This window comes from Ensifer sp. D2-11, assembly GCF_054161295.1.
Genome location: NZ_CP096433.1, coordinates 2599748 through 2619615, shown reverse-complemented (window position 1 = coordinate 2619615; position 19868 = coordinate 2599748). Strand labels below are relative to the sequence as shown.

Annotated in this window: 18 protein-coding genes; all 18 read left to right on the top strand. The window is 63.3% G+C overall.

All coding sequences use genetic code 11. The features are described 5' to 3' along the window. Window positions 1-9 precede the first annotated feature (9 nt). The 18 genes from M1D34_RS12620 (at window position 10) to fliF (ending at window position 19164) form a co-directional block, all read left to right on the top strand. Window positions 10-822: a DeoR/GlpR family DNA-binding transcription regulator gene (locus M1D34_RS12620; RefSeq protein ID WP_153313139.1), complete on the top strand. Its 813-nt coding sequence runs from the start codon at window positions 10-12 to the stop codon at window positions 820-822. A gap of 114 nt (window positions 823-936) precedes the next feature. Then, on the top strand, window positions 937-1926 hold the full coding sequence (gene rhaS / locus M1D34_RS12615; RefSeq protein ID WP_028009766.1) for a rhamnose ABC transporter substrate-binding protein: 990 nt from the start codon (window positions 937-939) through the stop codon (window positions 1924-1926). Between the two features lie 240 nt (window positions 1927-2166). Further along, complete coding sequence (locus tag M1D34_RS12610; protein WP_003529960.1) at window positions 2167-3678, top strand: sugar ABC transporter ATP-binding protein; 1512 nt, start codon at window positions 2167-2169, stop codon at window positions 3676-3678. Continuing rightward, window positions 3675-4655, top strand: a complete 981-nt coding sequence (locus M1D34_RS12605) for an ABC transporter permease (RefSeq protein ID WP_014528983.1) — start codon at window positions 3675-3677, stop codon at window positions 4653-4655. The genes M1D34_RS12610 and M1D34_RS12605 overlap by 4 nt, the downstream gene beginning before the upstream one ends. After that, window positions 4655-5659, top strand: a complete 1005-nt coding sequence (locus M1D34_RS12600; RefSeq protein ID WP_498779279.1) for an ABC transporter permease — start codon at window positions 4655-4657, stop codon at window positions 5657-5659. Before M1D34_RS12605 ends, M1D34_RS12600 begins: the two co-directional genes overlap by 1 nt. Window positions 5660-5669: 10 nt before the next feature. Beyond that, a complete protein-coding gene (gene rhaM / locus M1D34_RS12595; protein WP_003529957.1) occupies window positions 5670-5984 on the top strand; it encodes an L-rhamnose mutarotase in 315 nt (104 codons plus the stop codon). Beyond that, on the top strand, window positions 5981-7369 hold the full coding sequence (locus M1D34_RS12590) for an FGGY-family carbohydrate kinase (protein ID WP_498779276.1): 1389 nt from the start codon (window positions 5981-5983) through the stop codon (window positions 7367-7369). Before rhaM ends, M1D34_RS12590 begins: the two co-directional genes overlap by 4 nt. A gap of 705 nt (window positions 7370-8074) precedes the next feature. Beyond that, on the top strand, window positions 8075-9676 hold the full coding sequence (locus M1D34_RS12585) for a globin-coupled sensor protein (protein ID WP_498779274.1): 1602 nt from the start codon (window positions 8075-8077) through the stop codon (window positions 9674-9676). A gap of 25 nt (window positions 9677-9701) precedes the next feature. Beyond that, complete coding sequence (locus M1D34_RS12580) at window positions 9702-9995, top strand: STAS domain-containing protein (protein ID WP_014528987.1); 294 nt, start codon at window positions 9702-9704, stop codon at window positions 9993-9995. 3 nt (window positions 9996-9998) lie between these two features. After that, the gene (locus M1D34_RS12575) at window positions 9999-10364 is read left to right on the top strand and encodes a response regulator (RefSeq protein ID WP_003529950.1); all 366 of its coding nucleotides are present in this window, start codon (window positions 9999-10001) and stop codon (window positions 10362-10364) included. A 20-nt stretch (window positions 10365-10384) separates the two neighbouring features. Next, the gene (locus M1D34_RS12570; RefSeq protein WP_498779271.1) at window positions 10385-12661 is read left to right on the top strand and encodes a chemotaxis protein CheA; all 2277 of its coding nucleotides are present in this window, start codon (window positions 10385-10387) and stop codon (window positions 12659-12661) included. A gap of 5 nt (window positions 12662-12666) precedes the next feature. Continuing rightward, on the top strand, window positions 12667-13134 hold the full coding sequence (locus M1D34_RS12565; RefSeq protein ID WP_014528989.1) for a chemotaxis protein CheW: 468 nt from the start codon (window positions 12667-12669) through the stop codon (window positions 13132-13134). Next, window positions 13131-14039 carry a protein-glutamate O-methyltransferase CheR gene (gene cheR / locus M1D34_RS12560; protein WP_003529944.1) on the top strand — a complete coding sequence of 303 codons (909 nt, stop codon included), beginning with the start codon at window positions 13131-13133 and terminating at the stop codon, window positions 14037-14039. The genes M1D34_RS12565 and cheR overlap by 4 nt, the downstream gene beginning before the upstream one ends. Then, entirely contained in the window at window positions 14036-15085 is a 1050-nt protein-coding gene (gene cheB / locus M1D34_RS12555) for a protein-glutamate O-methylesterase CheB (protein ID WP_127539874.1), read from the top strand. The genes cheR and cheB overlap by 4 nt, the downstream gene beginning before the upstream one ends. Beyond that, a complete protein-coding gene (locus M1D34_RS12550) occupies window positions 15085-15474 on the top strand; it encodes a response regulator (RefSeq protein WP_003529938.1) in 390 nt (129 codons plus the stop codon). The genes cheB and M1D34_RS12550 overlap by 1 nt, the downstream gene beginning before the upstream one ends. Then, entirely contained in the window at window positions 15471-16022 is a 552-nt protein-coding gene (cheD, locus tag M1D34_RS12545; protein WP_014528991.1) for a chemoreceptor glutamine deamidase CheD, read from the top strand. The genes M1D34_RS12550 and cheD overlap by 4 nt, the downstream gene beginning before the upstream one ends. Before the next feature lie 30 nt (window positions 16023-16052). After that, window positions 16053-16427 carry a chemotaxis protein CheT gene (cheT, locus tag M1D34_RS12540; protein WP_127539872.1) on the top strand — a complete coding sequence of 125 codons (375 nt, stop codon included), beginning with the start codon at window positions 16053-16055 and terminating at the stop codon, window positions 16425-16427. Between the two features lie 1063 nt (window positions 16428-17490). After that, on the top strand, window positions 17491-19164 hold the full coding sequence (gene fliF, locus M1D34_RS12535; protein WP_498779268.1) for a flagellar basal-body MS-ring/collar protein FliF: 1674 nt from the start codon (window positions 17491-17493) through the stop codon (window positions 19162-19164). Window positions 19165-19868: the final 704 nt, after the last annotated feature.

The following is a 19868-nucleotide window of genomic DNA, read 5'->3' as shown; positions in this document are numbered from 1 at the left end:
GAGGAGCGCATGCACGAGAAAGAAAGACACAGGATCATCCTGTCGGCGGTGCAGGAAAAGCCGGTCGCAACCGTGCCCGAATTGGTCGATCTCACCGGCAGCTCGGAGGCGACGATCCGCCGCGACATCGCGGCGCTGCATGTGCAGAAGCGGCTGCGCCGCGTCAGGGGCGGTGCCGAAGCGATCAACCCTCCGCAGTTCGTAGGCCTTGCCGGCCGTCCCTTCCGGGTGAACGAGGGTCTGCATGCGCGGGAGAAGCAGGCGATCGCCCGGGAAGCGGTGGCGCTCTGTCAGGACGGCGAGCCGATCATCATCAATGGCGGCACCACGACCTTTCAGATGGTGCATTTCCTGGCCAATCGCCGGATGCAGGTCTTCACCAATTCCTTCCCGATCGCCGAACACCTGCTCAAGCATTCAAAGAACACCGTGATGCTGTCGGGTGGGACGATCTATCGCGAGCAGAACATCATATTGAGCCCCTTCGAGAACGACGTGACGCGCAACTTCTATGCGCGGCGCATGTTCATGGGGGCGCAGGGGCTGGGGCCTCTCGGGCTGATGGAGGCCGATCCGCTGCTGATCCAGGCCGAGCAGAAGCTGATCGACCAGGCCGACGACCTCGTCGTGCTCGTCGACTCCTCGAAATTTCACAGGCGCTCGAGCCTCATTCTGTGCGGCCTCAAGCGCATCGCCACCGTCATTACCGATTCAGGTATCGAGGACAGACATGCCTCGATGCTTGAGAATGCCGGCGTCAGCCTGATCGTCGCCACTCAGAGCGCAAAGGCCGACGCCGAAAAGGCTTCGACATCCGCATGAAGCATGGGGAGAGGAGCTGAAGTCCCGAGCTTCCGGGTGAAGATCGGGAAATGATTGTTCGGGCAGGAAGACGCAGCCACTCCGGATGCGGGCCCATGGGAGGAGAAAAAAACGATGAAAGTCCTGAAATCATTGATGGTGACGGCCGCCGTCGCCGTGGCGCTGATGGCCAATGCCGCTCACGCGGAAAACAAGAAGATCGCGCTTGTCGTCAAGGCACTGGGCATCGGCTTCTTCGAAGCCGCCAACAAGGGCGCTCAGGAAGCGGCCAAGGAACTCGGCGACGTCGAGATCATCTATACCGGCCCGACCTCGACGACGGCCGAAGGCCAGATCGAAGTGATCAACTCGCTGATCGCGCAGAAAGTCGATGCGATCGCGGTTTCGGCCAACGACACGGACGCGCTCGTCCCGGCACTGAAGAAGGCGATGGATCGCGGCATCAAGGTCATCTCCTGGGATTCGGGTGTGGCCAAGGAAGGCCGGTTGATGCATCTCAACCCGTCCTCGAGCCCGCTGATCGGCAACATGATCATCAAGCTCGCCGCCGACAATCTGCCCGAAGGCGGCGACGTCGCAGTGCTCTCGGCCTCCGCAACGGCGACCAACCAGAATACGTGGATCGCCGAAATGAAGAAGGTCCAGGGCAACTACAAGGGCATCAATGTGGTCGCCACCGTCTATGGCGACGACCTGGCCGACAAGTCCTATCGCGAGACGCAAGGGCTCATCCAGTCCCATCCGAACCTGAAGGCCATCATCGCGCCGACCTCCGTCGGCATCGTCGCCGCGGCGCAGGCCGTGACCGACGCCGGCAAGATCGGCCAGATCAACGTCACCGGTCTCGGCCTTCCCTCCGAAATGGCCGGACACGTGAAGTCCGGCGCCTCGAAGTCCTTCGCCATCTGGAACCCGATCGACCTCGGCTATTCGGCAACGATGATCGCCTATGACCTCATCAACGGTGCCGAAGCCAAGCCCGGCGCGGAACTCAAGATGGGCCGCATGGGCACGGTCAAGCTCGACGATAACAACGAAGGCGCCATGGCCGACCCGTTCGTCTATGATGCCTCGAACGTCGAGGAATTCGCGAAGATCTTCTGATCGTGCTGGGGTGTTTGCCCTTCATCCGGCCTGCCGGCCACCTTCTCCCCGTTTCACGGGGAGAAGGACACAAGCGGCGCCGCCTTCGTCCCCTCTCCCCGCCCTGCGGGGAGAGGGCTAGTCCTCAGGTTAAACCCGAGGAGAGGGGCAGCCTCATGTGATCGAGGGCTTGGCCGCCACCCAATTGAAACGACTGAACTGGTGGATCCACTCTTGTTGCAGGACACAACCACATCGCGGATGAAGCCCGCCATTGCGCTTGAAGGCATATCGAAGTCCTTTCCGGGCGTGCGCGCTCTTTCCGATGTCTCGCTCGCTCTCTATCCCGGCTCGGTGACGGCGCTCGTCGGCGAGAACGGCGCCGGCAAGTCGACGCTCGTCAAGATACTGACCGGCATCTATCAGCCTGATGCGGGCACCATCCGGCTCGGCGACACGGAGACCACCTTTCCGACCGCCCTTGCGGCGTCCCGCGCCGGGGTCACGGCGATTCATCAGGAGACGGTGCTCTTCGACGAGCTCTCCGTCGCGGAAAACATCTTTCTCGGCCACGCACCGCGCAACCGCTTCGGCCTCATCGACTGGAAGCAGCTCAACGCCGACGCTCAGGCCCTGTTGCGCCGCGCGGGCGCCGATTTCGACCCGACGATCCGCCTGCGCGATCTCGGCATCGCCAAGAAGCATCTGGTCGCGATCGCACGGGCGCTCTCGGTCGATGCGCGCGTCGTCATCATGGACGAGCCGACGGCCGCGCTGTCGCACAAGGAAATTCACGAGCTCTACGATCTGATCGAACGGCTCAAGGCCGACGGCAAGGCCGTCCTGTTCATCAGCCACAAATTCGATGAGATCTTCCGCATCGCAGACCGCTATACCGTCTTTCGCGACGGGGCGATGATCGGCGAAGGGCTGATCGCCGACGTCAGCCAGGACGATCTCGTCCGCATGATGGTCGGCCGCGCCGTCGGCTCCGTCTATCCGAAGAAGGAGGTGACCATCGGTCAGCCGGTGCTTACCGTTTCCGGTTATCGCCACCCGACCGAATTCGAGGACATCAACTTCGAACTCAGGCGCGGCGAGATCCTGGGTTTCTATGGCCTGGTCGGCGCCGGGCGTTCGGAATTCATGCAGTCGCTGATCGGCATCACCCGGCCGTCCGCCGGTGCCGTGAAGCTCGATGGCGAGGTGCTGGTCATCCGCAGCCCGGCGGAGGCGATCCGCGCAGGCATCGTCTATGTGCCGGAAGAGCGCGGACGGCAGGGGGCGATCATCGGCATGCCGATCTTCCAGAATGTGACGCTGCCCTCGCTTTCACACACCTCGCGCTCGGGCTTCCTGCGGCTTGCCGAGGAATTCGCGCTGGCGCGCGAATACACCTCCCGCCTCGATCTGCGGGCCGCCGCGCTCGATCAGGACGTCGGCACGCTTTCCGGCGGCAACCAGCAGAAGGTGGTCATCGCCAAGTGGCTCGCGACCCGGCCGAAGGTCATCATCCTCGACGAGCCGACCAAGGGCATCGACATCGGCTCTAAGGCCGCCGTTCATGCCTTCATGAGCGAGCTTGCGGCGCAAGGCTTGAGCGTCATCATGGTGTCCTCGGAAATTCCCGAGATCATGGGGATGTCTGACCGCGTCATCGTCATGCGCGAGGGGCGCGTCGCCGGAAGATACGAGCGGTCCGAACTGACCGCCGAGAAGCTGGTGCGGGCCGCCGCAGGCATCGAAACGCAAGCCGATGGGAGGGCCGCATGATGGCCAGGCTCCTCAAGAACCGAGAAATCCTGCTCGTCGTCGCGATTGCCGTGCTGCTTGCCCTGATCGCCTTGCGCTTTCCGGCTTTCGTGGCTCCGTCCAATCTCGCGCGCGTCTATAGCGACACCTCTATCCTCGTCATCCTGGCGCTCGGGCAGATGGCCGTCATTCTCACCCGCTGCATCGATTTGTCGATGGCGGCGAACCTCGCGCTCTGCGGCATGGTCGCGGCCATGTTGAACAACGCCTTTCCCGGCTTGCCGATACCGCTCATCATTGTCGCCGTCATGGCGCTGGGCGGCTTCCTCGGGGCGATCAACGGCACGTTGGTCTGGAAGCTCAATATTCCCCCGATCGTCGTCACGCTCGGGACGCTGACGATCTATCGCGGCCTCATCTTCGTGCTGACGAACGGCAAGTGGATCAATGCCCATGAGATGAGCGACGCCTTCAAGGCGCTGCCGCGGCTGGATGTGGCCGGCATGCCGGTGCTTTCCTGGCTCTCGCTCGTCATGGTCGCGCTGATGTTCCTGGTCATGGGGCGCACGCCGCTCGGGCGCGCCTTCTATGCCGTCGGCGGCAATCCGCACGCAGCCGTCTATACCGGCATCGATGTCGGACGTACGCGTTTCTTCGCCTATTGTCTCTCGGGCGCGCTTGCGGGTCTGTCGGGCTACCTCTGGGTATCGCGCTATGCGGTCGCCTATGTGGACATCGCGGCCGGCTTCGAGCTCGACATCATCGCGGCCTGCGTCATCGGCGGCATTTCGATTGCCGGCGGCATCGGCTCGGTGGCGGGCGCGGTCCTCGGAGCGCTCTTCCTCGGCGTGATCAAGAACGCTCTGCCGGTCATCAATATCTCGCCCTTCGCGCAACTGGCGATATCCGGAACGGTCATCATCATCGCGGTCGCCGTCAACGCCCGCGCCGAGCGGCGCAAGGGCAGGGTCATTCTCAAGAAAGCGGAGGCGGTCTGATGGCGGACGCGCAAATTTCTCCCCGCAACATTCCCGATCGCCTGCAAGGAGGCGGCGCTCGCCTTCTGAAGAGCTGGGAAGCGTTGCTCTTCGTGGTCGCCATCGTGATCTTCCTCGGCAATTCGCTGGCGTCGCCCTATTTCCTCGATCCGTGGAACCTCTCCGACGCTACGTTCAACTTCACCGAGAAGGCGATGATCGCCTTCGCCATGGCGCTGGTGATCATCTCCGGCGAGATCGACCTCTCGGTCGCTTCCATCATCGCCCTTGCCTCGACCGCCATGGGCTATGCCGTGCAACTCGGTTTCGACACGCCGGCGCTCGTCGCGATCGGCCTTGGCGTCGGTCTCCTCTGCGGTTTCGTCAACGGGCTCCTGATCACGGGCCTCGGCCTGCCGTCGATCGTGGTGACGATCGGCACCATGAGCCTGTTTCGCGGCCTGTCCTTCATCGTGCTCGGCGACCAGGCCTTTACCGGCTATCCCGAGAGCTTCGCCTGGTTCGGCCAAGGCTATGTCTGGTGGGTTTTCTCCTTCGAGTTCACGCTCTTCGTCGTGCTCGCCGTCATTTACGGAGTCCTGCTGCACAGGACGAATTTCGGCCGTGCCGTCTATGCCATCGGCAACAACCAGACGGCTGCACTCTTTTCCGGCGTTCGGGTCGGGCGGGTCAAGTTCACGCTCTTCCTGCTGACCGGCCTCATGGCCGGGCTCGCCTCCGTCTGCCTCACCTCGCGGCTCGGCTCCACACGGCCCTCGATCGCGCTCGGCTGGGAGCTCGAGGTCGTGACCATGGTGGTGCTCGGCGGCGTCAATATCCTCGGCGGCTCCGGCACGATACCCGGCGTCGTTCTGGCGGCGCTGATCATGGGCATGGTCACCTTCGGCTTCGGCCTCCTGAACGTGCCCGGCATCGTCATGTCGATCTTCATCGGCCTGCTCCTGATTTCGGTGATCGCGCTGCCGATCCTCTGGCAGCGCGCCCGCCGCCGTCCCGTTCATTGAGATGCAAGTCATGGAAAAATATGCCTTCCGCATGCGGCTCCATCCCGGCAAGGCCGCCGAATACCAGGCGCGTCACGACGCGATCTGGCCGGAGCTGGTCACGCTCCTGAAGGACGCCGGTGTCTCCGATTATTCGATCCACCTCGATGAGGAGAACTGCCTGCTTTTCGGCGTGCTCTGGCGGTCGGACGATCACAGGATGGGCGACCTGCCGTCGCATCCGGTGATGCGGAAATGGTGGGCCCATATGGCCGATATCATGGAGACCCGCGCCGACAACGAGCCGGTCGCCGTGCCGCTCAAAACCGTCTTCCACCTCAAATGATGATGAAAACCGTCGCCGTCATCGATATCGGCAAGACAAACGCCAAGGTCGCACTGGTCGATCTCGAGCGCTTCGAGGAAATCGCCGTGCGCAAGTCCGGCAATGGCGTGAGCGACGACGGGCCCTACCCGCATTTCGACACCGAGCGCCTTTGGCGTTTCGTTCTTGACAGTCTAGCGGCGCTTCACCGCGAGCACCCGGTGGATGCGATTTCGGTGACCACGCACGGCGCGACCGCCGTGCTGCTCGACGAAGCGGGCGAACTCGCCTTGCCGGTTCTGGACTATGAATTCACCGGGCCGGATGCGCTCGCGGAGGAATATGAGAAGGCGCGCCCTCCCTTCACGGAGACCGGTTCGGCGCGCCTGCCGATGGGGCTCAATGTCGGCGCTCAGCTCTTCTGGCAGCAGCGCATGTTTCCGGAGCATTTCGCCCGCGTCGCGACGATCCTCACCTATGCGCAATATTGGTCCTACCGCTTGACGGGGGTCAGGACGAACGAGTTGACCTCGCTCGGCTGCCACACCGATCTCTGGAACCCGAAGGCGGCAACCTTCTCGTCGATGGTCGACGAGCAGGGCTGGCGCCATCTCTTTGCGCCGGTGCGAAGGGCGGGCGACGTGCTTGGTCCCTTGCTTCGGCAGGTTGCGGATGAGACCGGTCTGCCACCGGAAACGCCGGTCCACTGCGGCATTCACGATTCCAACGCTTCGTTGCTGCCGCATCTCATTACGCGCCAGGCGCCATTCTCCGTAGCCTCGACCGGGACCTGGGTCGTGATGCTCGCGGTCGGCGCCGAGCCCGTGAAACTCGACGAGCGGCGCGACACGCTCATCAACGTCAACGCACTCGGCGATCCGGTGCCTTCGGCCCGCTTCATGGGCGGGCGCGCCTATTCCCTGCTGATCGGCGACGATCCGCCGACGGCCTCGCCGGAGGCGGAAGCGAGTGTCCTGGAGCAAGGGCATATGCTGCTGCCGTCGCTGCCGGGTGGTTCAGGGCCGTTTCCGGCTGCGAGCCCCCATTGGACCGCGGACGAAGACAAGCTCGCTCCCGCCGAACGGCTCGCGGTCGTCTCCTTTCATCTTGCACTGATGACGGCGACCTGCCTCGATCTGATCGGCGCAAGGGGCGAGATCCTGGTCGAGGGGCCGTTTGCCTTGAACGACGCCTATCTGAGGATGCTTGCGGCCGCCACCGGCCGGCCGGTGCTCGCCAACAGGCTGAACAGCACGGGAACGAGCCTCGGCGCCGCCTGCCTCGTCGCGGGCGCCCGCGTTAAGAAGGGGGCCGAGCCGATACCGGCCGCAAAGCCGGACGCCTATGCGGCTTATGCCGAGGCATGGCGCCGGCGCACTGCCGCGCATGTCCGGAGTGATCCGTAAAGGAATCTCAGAAGACGGAAGTTCTGCTCGTTGCGCGGCCGTGCTCAAGATTGACGACGATCGATATCGCCGCCATTGCGAGCGTTGCGGTGATGATGGCGCCTATTCCAAGAACAATCATTGTTCACGTCCCGTGGCGCACCGTCATGATGCCGCCCTGTGCCTGAAGATGCTACTCAACGCATATTTCGCGCCATTACACCTGCATGTTTTGAATCGCAGCCGACACAAGAAACATGCAGCACTTCAAATGCTCTAGCGACCTCTGCCCGTCCGAAGAGAGACGCATGGCGCTGTATGCTTCGATACTGAACGTCAAACAGATCCGCAATTCTAAACTCTCATCATTGAAAACCTGTGGCTGCGTTCAAAGAAAACGTTGCATCGATAGTGGACGGCAAAGCTCCGGTTGAATTTTAGCGATTCCGGTTAAGAGGCAGGAGGCATTAACTTTCAAGCAAGGAATTAACCATAAACATGGTCCAACACGTCGGAATAGGAAGTCTCGACTTCTCCTCAAGGCATGATGCCGCACCGCCGTACCGGTTTCGGTCCGGTATCCACTTTCACTGAAATCACTGTGGGACGGACGATGGCGGGCGCTTCCGGGCGCGCTGCTCTCATCGGGTGGGCGTGACCGGCCGCCGGCGGCGGCCCTTCCCCAGCGGATTTCGAATGCGGGACGCATCAGCAGCGGGGACCAGCGTGAAACAGGAAGCGTCAGAACAGGCGAGAAAGGGCCAGGCGGGCAGCCTGCTGGAACGCCTGCGCTTTGCCGGTCTCGACGAGGATGCCTGCGCGCTGCTGCGCGATCACCGCCAGGCTCTTTCGCCACGCATCGAACTGGCGCTGCGAGCCCTCTCGCACCGCCTGCAGGCGAGCCCCGATGCGGCGCGCCACTTCGACAGCGACCGCCAGATCGACCGCCTGCACGATCTTCAGTCGTCGCACTGGAACGTGCTCACGGACGCCCGTTTCGACGGGCTCTATGCCGAGCGCGTGAAGGTGCTTGCCGATACTGAAAGTCGCATGGGTCTCGACCCGCGCTGGCAGATCGCCAGCCACGCGATCGTGCTCGAGCACCTTATCCTCGGTGCGATCGAGGATGCCTGGCCGAAATCGATCCTCTCCCTCGGCAAGGCACGCAGGAGGGAACTCCGCGACCTCGTCGCCGCTCTCGTGCGCACTGCCTTCGTCGATATGGAGATTGCAGTCTCGCTGCGTTTCAACACGCTGCGCCAGCAGCACCAGCGGCAGCTTTCGGAGCAGCGCCGGGACGACGAAAGCGAGTTGAAGACACTCTTTGCGGATTTTCTCCGGGCTCTGGGGGAGGGCGACTTGACCGCGCGTCTTCCGGAAGATGCGCCGGATACCTACCAGCCGATCGTGGCAGGCCTCAACACGGCATTGGGCCAGATCAGGGATGCGCTGCTCGCGGCCGACAAACGCGCCACGGCGGCCGAGGCCATCGTCTCGGACCTGCGCGGCAGTGCCGCCGAATTCTCGGGCAATGCCGGCGCAGAAGCGAAAGCCATCGACCAGCATCTCGTGAGCCTCGGCACCGTAACCGAGCGGATCCGCACCGGTTCGATCCGGATCGGCGAGACCGAGGCCCAGGCAAGCCGAACCCGCATCGCGGTGGAGCGCAGCGGCGAGATCGCCGGCCAGGCGATCTCGGCCATGGCGGACATCGAGGCTTCTGCCGAGAAAATCGGTCAGATCATCGGCGTGATCGACGAGATCGCCTTCCAGACCAATCTCCTGGCGCTCAATGCGGGCATCGAAGCCGCACGGGCCGGCGAAAGCGGCCGCGGTTTCGCGGTCGTCGCACAGGAGGTGCGTGCGCTCGCGCAACGCTCCGGCGAAGCGGCGCGCGAGATCAAGCAACTCGTGACCGGAACCAAGGGCCAGGTCGTGGCCGGCGTCGAGATCGTCGGCCGGACCCAGCACGCGATCAGCAGCATCGCCGAACAGGTAGTCTCCATAAACGAGGCCGTCACCGGCATTGCCCGCGAGGCGGAATGTCAGGTGAACGATCTCGCCTCCGCAACCTCGGAGATCGGCGGGGTCGCGCAGGCGATGAACCGAGGCGCCGCACTCGCGGGCGCGGCCCTCGCGTCGACCGACGATCTTCACGGCGTCATCGTGGAACTGGGCGAGACCATCCGTCGCTTTCATCTCGACCGTCAGGCGAGATCGGCCGCGAGCTTCGCCCCGCGGATGAGGATAGAGGCGCCGGAAGACGAGACCACGAGCCCGTTCGGCGAAGTCACGTCCGAACGTCATCTGGCCGGATGGCGGCGCTAGGTAGAGCATTTCAAGCGAGGGAAAAATGGCCAGCAGAAACTCCGCACGAAACACGCTGATGCTCGCTCCGGTTTTGGACCTGAACGAGGCAACGGTGCTGCATGAAAGGCTCCTGGCACTGAAAGGCGGCGCCGTGGCGATCGACGCGTCCGCGGTCGAGCGCGTTGGGGCGCTTTGTGTCCAGGTGCTCATGGCCGCCGCGAGAAGCTGGGAAGCGGATCGCCTGTCTTTCACCTTTGCCGAGGTGTCCGACGCTTTCATCAAGACGACACAGCTCATCGGGGCGGACATCGGTCCCCTGATGGCAAAGGAGATTTGAGCAATGAAGAAGAGAGTTCTGACTGTCGACGATTCCCGGACGATCCGGAACATGCTTCTCGTCACCCTCAACAATGCCGGATTCGAAACGATCCAGGCGGAGGATGGCGTCGAGGGCCTCGAGAAGCTCGATACGGCCAACCCCGACGTGATCGTAACGGACATCAACATGCCGCGCCTCGACGGCTTCGGCTTCATCGAGGGTGTGCGCAAGAACGATCGCTACCGTGCGGTGCCGATCCTCGTGCTGACCACCGAGAGCGATGCGGAGAAGAAGAACCGCGCGCGGCAGGCGGGCGCCACCGGCTGGATCGTCAAACCGTTCGACCCGACCAAGCTGATCGATGCCATCGAGCGCGTAACGGCCTGAAATCCGGGGACAGCCATCCAATGGATATGAACGAAATCAAAGAGATTTTCTTCCAGGAATGCGAGGAGCAACTCGCGGAACTGGAATCGGGTCTCCTCAAGCTCAATGACGGCGATCGCGATCCGGAAACGGTGAATGCCGTTTTTCGTGCGGTCCATTCCATCAAGGGCGGCGCCGGCGCCTTCGGGCTCGACGATCTCGTCTCCTTCGCGCATGTGTTCGAGACGACGCTCGACTGCGTTCGATCCAACAGGCTGGAACCCAATCAGGACGTCCTGAAAGTCATGCTGAGATCGGCGGACGTGCTTGCCGATCTCACCAACGCCGCCCGTGACGGCGGCGGCGTCGACGAGGCGCGCAGCCGGCAACTGATCAAGGAACTCGAAGCGCTCGCCAACGGCGAACTGCCGCAAGCCGCCGCCGAGTCCGCGCCGAAAACGACGCCGGCCGGCGTTGCCCCGGCTGCTCCGGTCGTCAACGAGGAAGGCTTCCAGCCCGTTGCCTTCTCCTTCGACGATTTCGAGACAGGCGACGAGCCGACGATCGAACCGTCCACCTATGAGATCGTCTTCAAGCCCAAGTCGGATCTTTATTCCAAGGGCAATGACGCCACGCTGCTCCTGCGCGATCTCTCGCGTCTCGGCGAAATGAGCATCCATTGCGACATGGACACTTTGCCGCCGCTGGACCGGATGAATCCGGAGGAGGCGTATTTCTCCTGGAAGATTTCGCTCAAAACCGACAAGGGCGAAGAGGCGATCCGCTCCGTGTTCGAATTCGCCGAGTGGGATTGCGAGCTCGACGTCGCGCTCGCCGGCGGTACGGTCGGGATGGACGAAGACCTGCCGATGCAGCCCGTCCCCTTCGACCTTTCGATCCTCGAGGACGAAGCCCAGGCGCCTGCCGGGGAAGAGGACCGGGCCGCCGCCAGCGAGGGCGACTCCCGGAATGCGGCCGTCGCGGCGGCGCAGACGGCGAGCAACGTCCTGCAAATGGCGCAGTCCACGGCGCGCGTCTCCCCGGAGAATGCCCGCAATTCCCAATCGGCATCGGCGGCACAGGCTGCCGCCCAGCAGGCCGCTTCCGCCGCGACCCCGACCATTCGCGTCGATCTCGATCGTGTCGACCGCCTGATCAACCTCGTCGGCGAACTCGTCATCAACCAGGCGATGCTGTCGCAGAGCGTGATCGAAAACGACACCAACGGCACGTCGTCGATCAATATGGGCCTGGAGGAACTGCAGCAGCTTACGCGCGAAATCCAGGACAGCGTCATGGCGATCCGCGCTCAGCCGGTCAAGCCGGTCTTCCAGCGCATGTCCCGCATCGTCCGCGAAATCGCCGACATGACCGGCAAGTCCGTCCGTCTCATCACCGAGGGTGAAAATACGGAAGTCGACAAGACGGTCATCGACAAGCTCGCCGAGCCGCTGACGCACATGATCCGCAACGCGGTCGATCACGGCCTCGAGACGCCTGAAAAGCGGGTTGCCGCGGGCAAGAACCCGGAAGGAACAGTGCGGCTCACGGCCAAGCACCGCTCCGGCCGCATCGTCATCGAGCTTGCCGACGACGGCGCCGGCATCAATCGCGAGAAGGTGCGCCAGAAGGCGATCGACAACGATCTCATTGCGGCGGACGCAAACCTTTCGGACGAGGAAGTCGACAACCTGATCTTCCACGCTGGTTTCTCCACGGCCGACAAGATCTCCGACATTTCCGGCCGTGGTGTCGGCATGGATGTCGTCAAGCGCTCCATCCAGGCACTCGGCGGCCGCATCAACATCTCTTCGAAGCCGGGCCAGGGCTCGATCTTCACCATGAGCCTGCCGCTGACGCTCGCCGTCCTCGACGGCATGGTGGTGACCGTCGCCAACCAGACGCTCGTCGTGCCGCTGACGGCAATCGTCGAGACGCTGCAGCCGGAGGCCTCTGCGATCCACAGCTTCGGTTCCAGCCAGCGGCTGATCTCGATCCGCGACTCCTTCTGCCCGCTCGTAGACGTGGGCCGCATCCTGAACTTCCGCGGGGCACAGGCCAACCCGGTCGAAGGCGTGGCGCTTCTCGTCGAATCCGAAGGCGGCGGCCAGCGCGCGTTGATGGTCGATGCCATCCAGGGCCAGCGGCAGGTGGTGATCAAGAGCCTCGAAGCCAACTACACGCATGTGCCCGGCATTGCCGCGGCCACAATTCTCGGCGACGGGCGCGTGGCACTCATCCTCGATGTCGACGCCATTGTCGCTGCGTCGCGCGGGCAATCCCTGAAACCTGAAATGTCTCTTGCTGCAGCCGGATAATTCCCATGACCAATGCCGCAAAACATCTGACCAATGGCGGACGGGAGCTGATCGCCTTCCGCGTCGGCGACCAGGAATTCTGCGTCAACATCATGTCGGTGCGAGAAATTCGCGGATGGACGCCGGCGACCCCGATGCCGCATGCGCCCGCCTACGTGCTCGGCGTCATCAATCTGCGCGGCGCCGTGCTGCCGATCGTCGATTTCTCCGCCCGGCTAGGCATGAAGGCGGCCGAGCCGACGGTTCGGCACGTGATCATCGTCGCGCAGGTCAAGAGCAGGGTGGTCGGCCTGCTGGTCGACGCCGTTTCCGACATTCTCACCGTCTCCGATCGCGATATTCAGCCGACGCCGGACATCGCGTCCGATTTCGAGCGGAGTTTCGCACGCGGCGTGTTGGCGATAGAGGGGCGCATGATCTGCCTCGTAGAGCTCGACTCGGTCTTCCCGAGCGAGGAAAGGGAGGCGGCATGAGGGTCCAGGCCAACATCGATCAGAGGCCGTATCCGGACGAATGTCTCGCGAGCGGAGAATATCCGCTGACCCGCCGCGATCTCACCGAGATCGCCGCGATGATCTACGCGGATGCCGGCATCTATCTCAACGAATCCAAGGCATCGCTCGTCTATTCGCGGCTTTCGAAGCATATCCGCAATCTCGGACTGAAGGGGTTCCGCGACTACTGCCAGCTCGTCGCTTCGCCTGCCGGTGCGGCGGCGCGCCGCGACATGCTTTCGCATCTCACGACGAATTTCACCCGCTTTTTCCGCGAGAACCATCATTTCGAGCACCTGAAAACAGACGTTCTGCCTGGTCTTATCGCCCGCGCGAAGAACGGCGGTCGCGTCCGCATCTGGTCTGCTGCGTGTTCGGATGGCCAGGAGCCCTATTCGATCGCGCTGACGGTGTTGTCTTTGCTGCCCAATGCTGCGGACTACGACTTCCGCATCCTCGCGACCGATATCGACCCGAAGATCCTGGCGCTGGCGCGGGCCGGCGCCTACGATGCGACGGCGCTCGAGACGGTGAACCCTGCCATGCGCAAGCAATGGTTCAGCGAGGTCGAAGCCGGCGGCCGCCGCAAGTGGCAGGTCGACGATCGCGTCAAGCGGCTGATCACCTTCAACGAACTCAATCTCATGGCGCAGTGGCCGATCAAGGGGCCGTTCGACGTGATCTTCTGCCGCAATGTCGTGATCTATTTCGACGAGCCGACGCAGATGAAGATCTGGTCGCGCTTCGCCGGTGTGCTGGACAATGGCGGGCACCTCTATATCGGCCACTCGGAACGTGTGTCGGGGGATGCCAAGGCGCTGTTCGACAATATCGGCATCACGACCTATCGCCATACCGGCAAGTTCCACGGGGGCCGGGCATGAGCGCTCCCGCACGTGTTCTCGTCGTAGACGACTCGGCCACCATGCGCGGCCTCATCTCCGCCGTGCTCAATGCCGATCCGGACATTGCGGTCGTCGGTCAGGCTGCCGACGCGCTCGAGGCGCGTCAGGCGATCAAGCAGCTTGACCCCGATGTCGTGACCCTCGACATCGAGATGCCGAACATGAACGGCCTCGAATTCCTCGACAAGATCATGCGGCTGAGGCCCATGCCGGTGATCATGGTCTCGACGCTGACCCATAGGGGCGCCGAAGCGACGATCGCCGCGCTCGAGATCGGCGCCTTCGACTGCGTCGGCAAGCCCCAGCCGGGGGATACGCATCCGTTCCGCGATCTCGCCGAAAAGGTCAAGGCGGCCGCGCGTTCGCAGCGCAAGTCCATGATCACCAGCAACAGGGCGGCCGCGCCGGCGGCGACAGCCGTTTCCGACTACCGGGCAGGGCGCAAGATCGTCGCGATCGGAGCCTCGACCGGCGGGGTCGAGGCGCTGATCACGGTCTTGCAGAAGTTCCCGGCGAATTGTCCGCCGACGGTGATCACGCAGCACATGCCGCACACCTTCACCAAGAGCTTCGCCGAACGGCTGAACCGGCTTTGCGCCCCGACGGTCCAAGAGGCGACGGATGGCGCGCGGCTCGAGGTCGGCAGGGTCTATCTGGCGCCCGGCGGCGAACGCCATCTTGAGGTCCATAATGCCGCAGCACCCTGCTGCCGACTGGTGGATCATCCGCCGGTCAACGGACATCGTCCCTCGGTCGACGTGCTGTTCGATTCCGTCGCCGAACTGGCGGGCCGGAACGCCATCGGGGTGATTCTCACCGGAATGGGCCGCGATGGCGCCGCCGGTCTCCTGAAATTGCGGCATGCCGGAGCACGCACCTTCGGTCAGAACGAAAAGACCTGTGTCGTCTACGGCATGCCGCGCGTCGCCTATGAATTGGGCGCGGTCGAAACGCAGCTCCCCCTCGGATCGATCGGGGAGGAGATTTTGAAGACGGCGGCTGCCCGAAAAGAAGGAATCGAATAATGTCTCTCGCCGAAAAGATAAAAGTTCTGATCGTCGACGATCAGGTCACGAGCCGTCTGCTCCTGGGCGACGCACTGCAGCAACTCGGCTTCAAGCAGATCACCGCGGCCGGTGACGGCGAGCAGGGCATGAAGATCATGGCTCAGAATCCCCATCATCTGGTGATCTCGGATTTCAACATGCCGAAAATGGATGGGTTGGGCCTGCTCCAGGCGGTGCGTGCAAACCCCGCCACCAAGAAGGCGGCCTTCATCATTCTGACGGCACAGGGCGACCGCGCGCTGGTGCAGAAGGCGGCTGCGCTCGGCGCCAACAACGTGCTGGCAAAGCCGTTCACGATCGAAAAGATGAAAGCCGCGATCGAGGCCGTGTTCGGGGCACTGAAATGAACACCGAGGCTGCCGGGAGGCGCGTCCATGTCATTCAGGGCGAGTTCAAGGTCGTCAACGATCCGGATATCGTGCTTTCGACCATTCTCGGTTCCTGCGTGGCCGCCTGCATGCGCGATCCGGCGGCCGGCGTCGGCGGCATGAATCACTTCCTGCTGCCGGGATCGGCGACCTCGCCGAGTTCCGGCGCGGACGCCACGCGCTACGGCGTGCACCTGATGGAGCTTCTCATCAACGGCCTTCTGAAGCAGGGGGCGCGCCGCGACCGGCTGGAGGCGAAAATCTTCGGCGGCGCCAGGACGATTGCGCGTTTCTCGAACGTCGGCGAGCAGAATGCCGCCTTCGCACGCCAGTTCCTGATGGACGAGGGTATCCGCATCGTCGGCGAAAGCACTGGCGGCGACCACGGGCGCAAGCTCGAATACTGGCCGTCGTCCGGGCGCGCGCGCCAATATGCCCTGACAGGCGTGGAGGCACAGCGGGCGCTTCAGATGGACCAGAGGCCCGCCGTGCCGAAGCCGGCCGAAAGCTCCATCGAATTCTTCTGATCATACCGGCCGAGGCCATGTGAGGAAACAATGCAGAAAGACCACAACCAGCCTCACGCGGAAGAATCGCTGCCGGACGTGCTGATGCGCGTCGTCACGGAGCTCCACGACGTCGCCTATCTGATCGAGCGCATAGAGCCTCAACTCATGAGCGATGACGGCGCCGGCGCGGACAGGATCATGGTGCTGCAGGGCATCGACCTCGCGGTGCAGAAGACGCGCGGGCTCGCGGAGTTCATCGATACCATCACCGCCTCCATTCCCGACACCTGTCTGGTGGACGTCACCACCGCGGTGAACCTCGTCAACCTTGCCGACATGAAGAAGGCGCTCGGCAGCGGTATCCTCCGGCATGGGCATTCGCAGCCGCTGACCAAGGCGGCTGGCGACTTCGAGGCCTTCTGAGGTCGCCCGCCCCTCACCCTAACCCTCTCCCTCTCCCCGCGCGCGGCTAGGGCCTGTATACATCTGACCCTCCCGCGGGACCATTGCCTTGGGGCAGACGACATTGGTTTGACCTTCGCATGCCCAAAACGATGCCACGGGCAGAACGCAGAAGGGGAAGCGGGCCCCGCCGCAAATATTCTCCCCCCTTGTGGGGACGACAAGCGGCTTGACCTTCACCTATCCCAAACGATGCCATCGGCAGACCGCAAAACTGGAAGCCAGCCGGTTTCTCCCCACGGCTCGGCTCCCGCCAGAGGAGCAGATATGTATATACCCTAGCGCAGGCAGGGAGAGCGGACATGTGGAGCATGCCTCTTGTCCCTTCGCCCCGCTTGCGGGCTACGGCATGCACATATCTCTTGCGCGCCGGTGCGGCGGATACTGCTCATGAAAGGGATCCCTCGGGAACCCAACCGCCTCAACCCCGCTCGGTCGGGATTGCCCCTCAACCGGCTGCCGCCACCTTCTCCCCGCAGGCGGGGAGAAGGGATATGCCGCGCCCGCTCGCTCCCTCGGGCGGGCGGTGAATGCGGGGTTCAGTTGGCGCCGCTTGTCCCTTCTCCCCGCCTGCGCGGGGAGAAGGTGGCGGCAGGCGGATGAGGGGCGGGTGACCGCTAATGCCAATGTTAGCGCATACGGGTTTGATCCCAAGGACCCATCCGCAAGCCTCGCCACTGCTGGAAATACAGATGCCGCCACTCCGGAGTAAGTCCGCGAAGGGCTGGACAACAAGAGATATGTGCATGCCGTAGCGCTTGCGGGGGGGAAGGTGTCGGCAGGCGGATGAGGGGCGGCCGCGCGGCCGGAGCGGTGCGCTGCGCGACAGTTCGCCGATGCCTGCCCTTCGCCAAGTTCGCGCAAGTTTCGTGGCCTAGCTTCGCTTCCGGGGCTGGTAGATTCGCGGCTAATGCAGAACGGCTGAGCGCAGGCCGTTTTCCAGCAAACCCGAATGTTGGATCTGCGCAGGGTACCGACCGGATAATCGGAGCGGGTGCCTTGCGATACTGGGTGCGGAAACAGAATGAATCTGTTCGATCAATTCTCGACGTTCACGAAAAATCTGAGCAATCTCGGACAAGGAAAGCTCATTGCGCTTGCCGTGGCTGGCGTCGTGGCGATCGGCTTCGTCCTCGGTGCCGGTATCTATGTCAACCGGCCGTCCTTCGAGACGCTCTATGTCGGTCTCGAACGCAGCGACGTCACCCAGATCAGCATTGCGCTTGCGGAGGCCAATGTCGACTTCGAAGTCGGCACCGACGGCGGCAGCATCCAGGTGCCCGTCGGCATGACCGGCAAGGCCCGTCTGCTGCTTGCCGAGCGCGGCCTGCCGAGCAGCGCCAATGCCGGTTACGAGCTCTTCGACAATGTCGGTTCGCTCGGGCTGACGTCCTTCATGCAGGAAGTGACCCGCGTTCGGGCGCTCGAGGGCGAAATCGCCCGCACGATCCAGCAGATTTCCGGCATCGCCGCCGCACGCGTCCACATCGTCATGCCGGAGCGCGGCAGCTTCCGCAAGGCAGAGCAGACGCCGACGGCCTCGGTCATGATACGGGCAAGCGCCACGGTCGGCCGTAGCGCTGCGTCCTCCATTCGGCATCTGGTCGCGTCTTCCGTGCCGGGCCTCGATGTCGACGACGTCACCGTCCTCGATTCGACCGGCCAGCTGCTCGCATCCGGTGACGACCCGTCGAACAGCGCGCTCAATCAGTCACTCGGCGTCGTCCAGAACGTCCAGTCCGATCTCGAAAAGAAGATCGACAATGCTCTCGCGCCATTCCTCGGGATGGACAATTTCCGCACCAGCGTCACCGCCAGGCTCAACACCGATGCGCAGCAGATTCAGGAGACTGTCTTCGATCCGGAATCGCGCGTCGAGCGCTCGACGCGCGTGATCAAGGAAGAGCAGAAGTCCAGCCAGCAGCAGCCGGACAATGCCGCCACGGTACAGCAGAACGTCCCCCAGGCGGCGCCGCGCGGCGGAGCCGGTCAGCAGTCGAGCGACGAGGCTGAGAAGAAGGAAGAGCAGACGAATTACGAGATCAACAGCAAGACGATCGCCACCGTCAAGAACAGCTATTCGATCGAGCGGCTGTCGATCGCGGTCGTCGTCAATCGCGGGCGCCTCGCGGCCATGGCCGGCGAACCGGCAGATCAGGCGAAAATCGATGCCTATCTCCAGGAGATGCAGAAGATCGTTTCCTCCGCCGCCGGGATAGATCCGGGTCGCGGCGACGTCGTGACGCTGAACGCCATGGATTTCGTGGAGACACAGCTCCTCGACCAGGCGGTGCCGGGCCCGGGGATCATGGAAATGCTGACGCGCAACCTCGGCGGCATCATCAACGCGCTCGCCTTCGTCGCGGTCGCCTTCCTGGTGGTATGGTTCGGGATGCGGCCGCTTGCCCGCCAGCTGGGCTTCGGCGGACAGGCGGGCAAGCTCGAAGGCGAAGCCGCCGGGCTCGAACTGCCGGACTTCTCGCCGGCCGGCGCCGGCGCAGGGGGCGCCCTCATGGAGGGCTTCGGCTCCGACTTCGGCTTCGACGGCGGCAACGACCTGCTCAATCTCGGCGACGAGGCCGGCTTCAACCGCCGCGTCAAGGAAGGGCCGGAGCGGCGCCTCGCCCGGATGGTAGAGATCAGCGAAGAGCGGGCAGCGAAGATACTGCGAAAATGGGCAGTCGACCGAGCGGCGTGAAAGATGCCGGCGGAAACCTGAATTGGAACGAAGTCCCGCCCAACAGGCGGGACTTGCCCGTTGCGGGCGCGCCTCGATCCGGCCCGCGCCGGCGCAGCGGGCCTTCCGGGAGTATTGGCGAGTCTAGCTCCGGCTGGCGATGACGCGGAGGAGTCTGGCTAAAGAATCCGCCCCGCGTCCGGAATCACGTCCGATGGCCGTCGGCAAATTTAAACCAAATTTTAATTAATTTAGATTCACGCGGCGCTCTCCATGCTGCGGCTTGCGCAGCCCGTTACTCCGCGTTGTTTGCTGGTTCCGGAGTTGCATTAAAATATATCTTCGAAAGAGGTGAATATAATTTGGTGAACAGACTTTCCGCATTCCCGGCGTTGCTGTCAATAACCCCGGCAGGATTTGATGCATTTCGGCAACATTCCCCGGCTTAAAGTAAGTCTTGGATGAAGAGTTGAGGCGTCCCGCGAGCAACTGATCTGCAACGAAAAGGCGAACTCCCGTCCGATGTCACGGATTTTCAACTGCACGGCCACGCACAGCGATCGCCGGATGCCGTTAATAATCAATGCCTTGATTAGCGAATCGGTCGGAGAAGAAGCGCGCCCGGCCGCCCGCCAGCTCACGCACACGTGAATGCGCTGGGCAAGGTTGCCAAGTAACCGCGCAACTGGATGCCCTGTCTTTTTGGGGGCGGCGATGTACAGTTT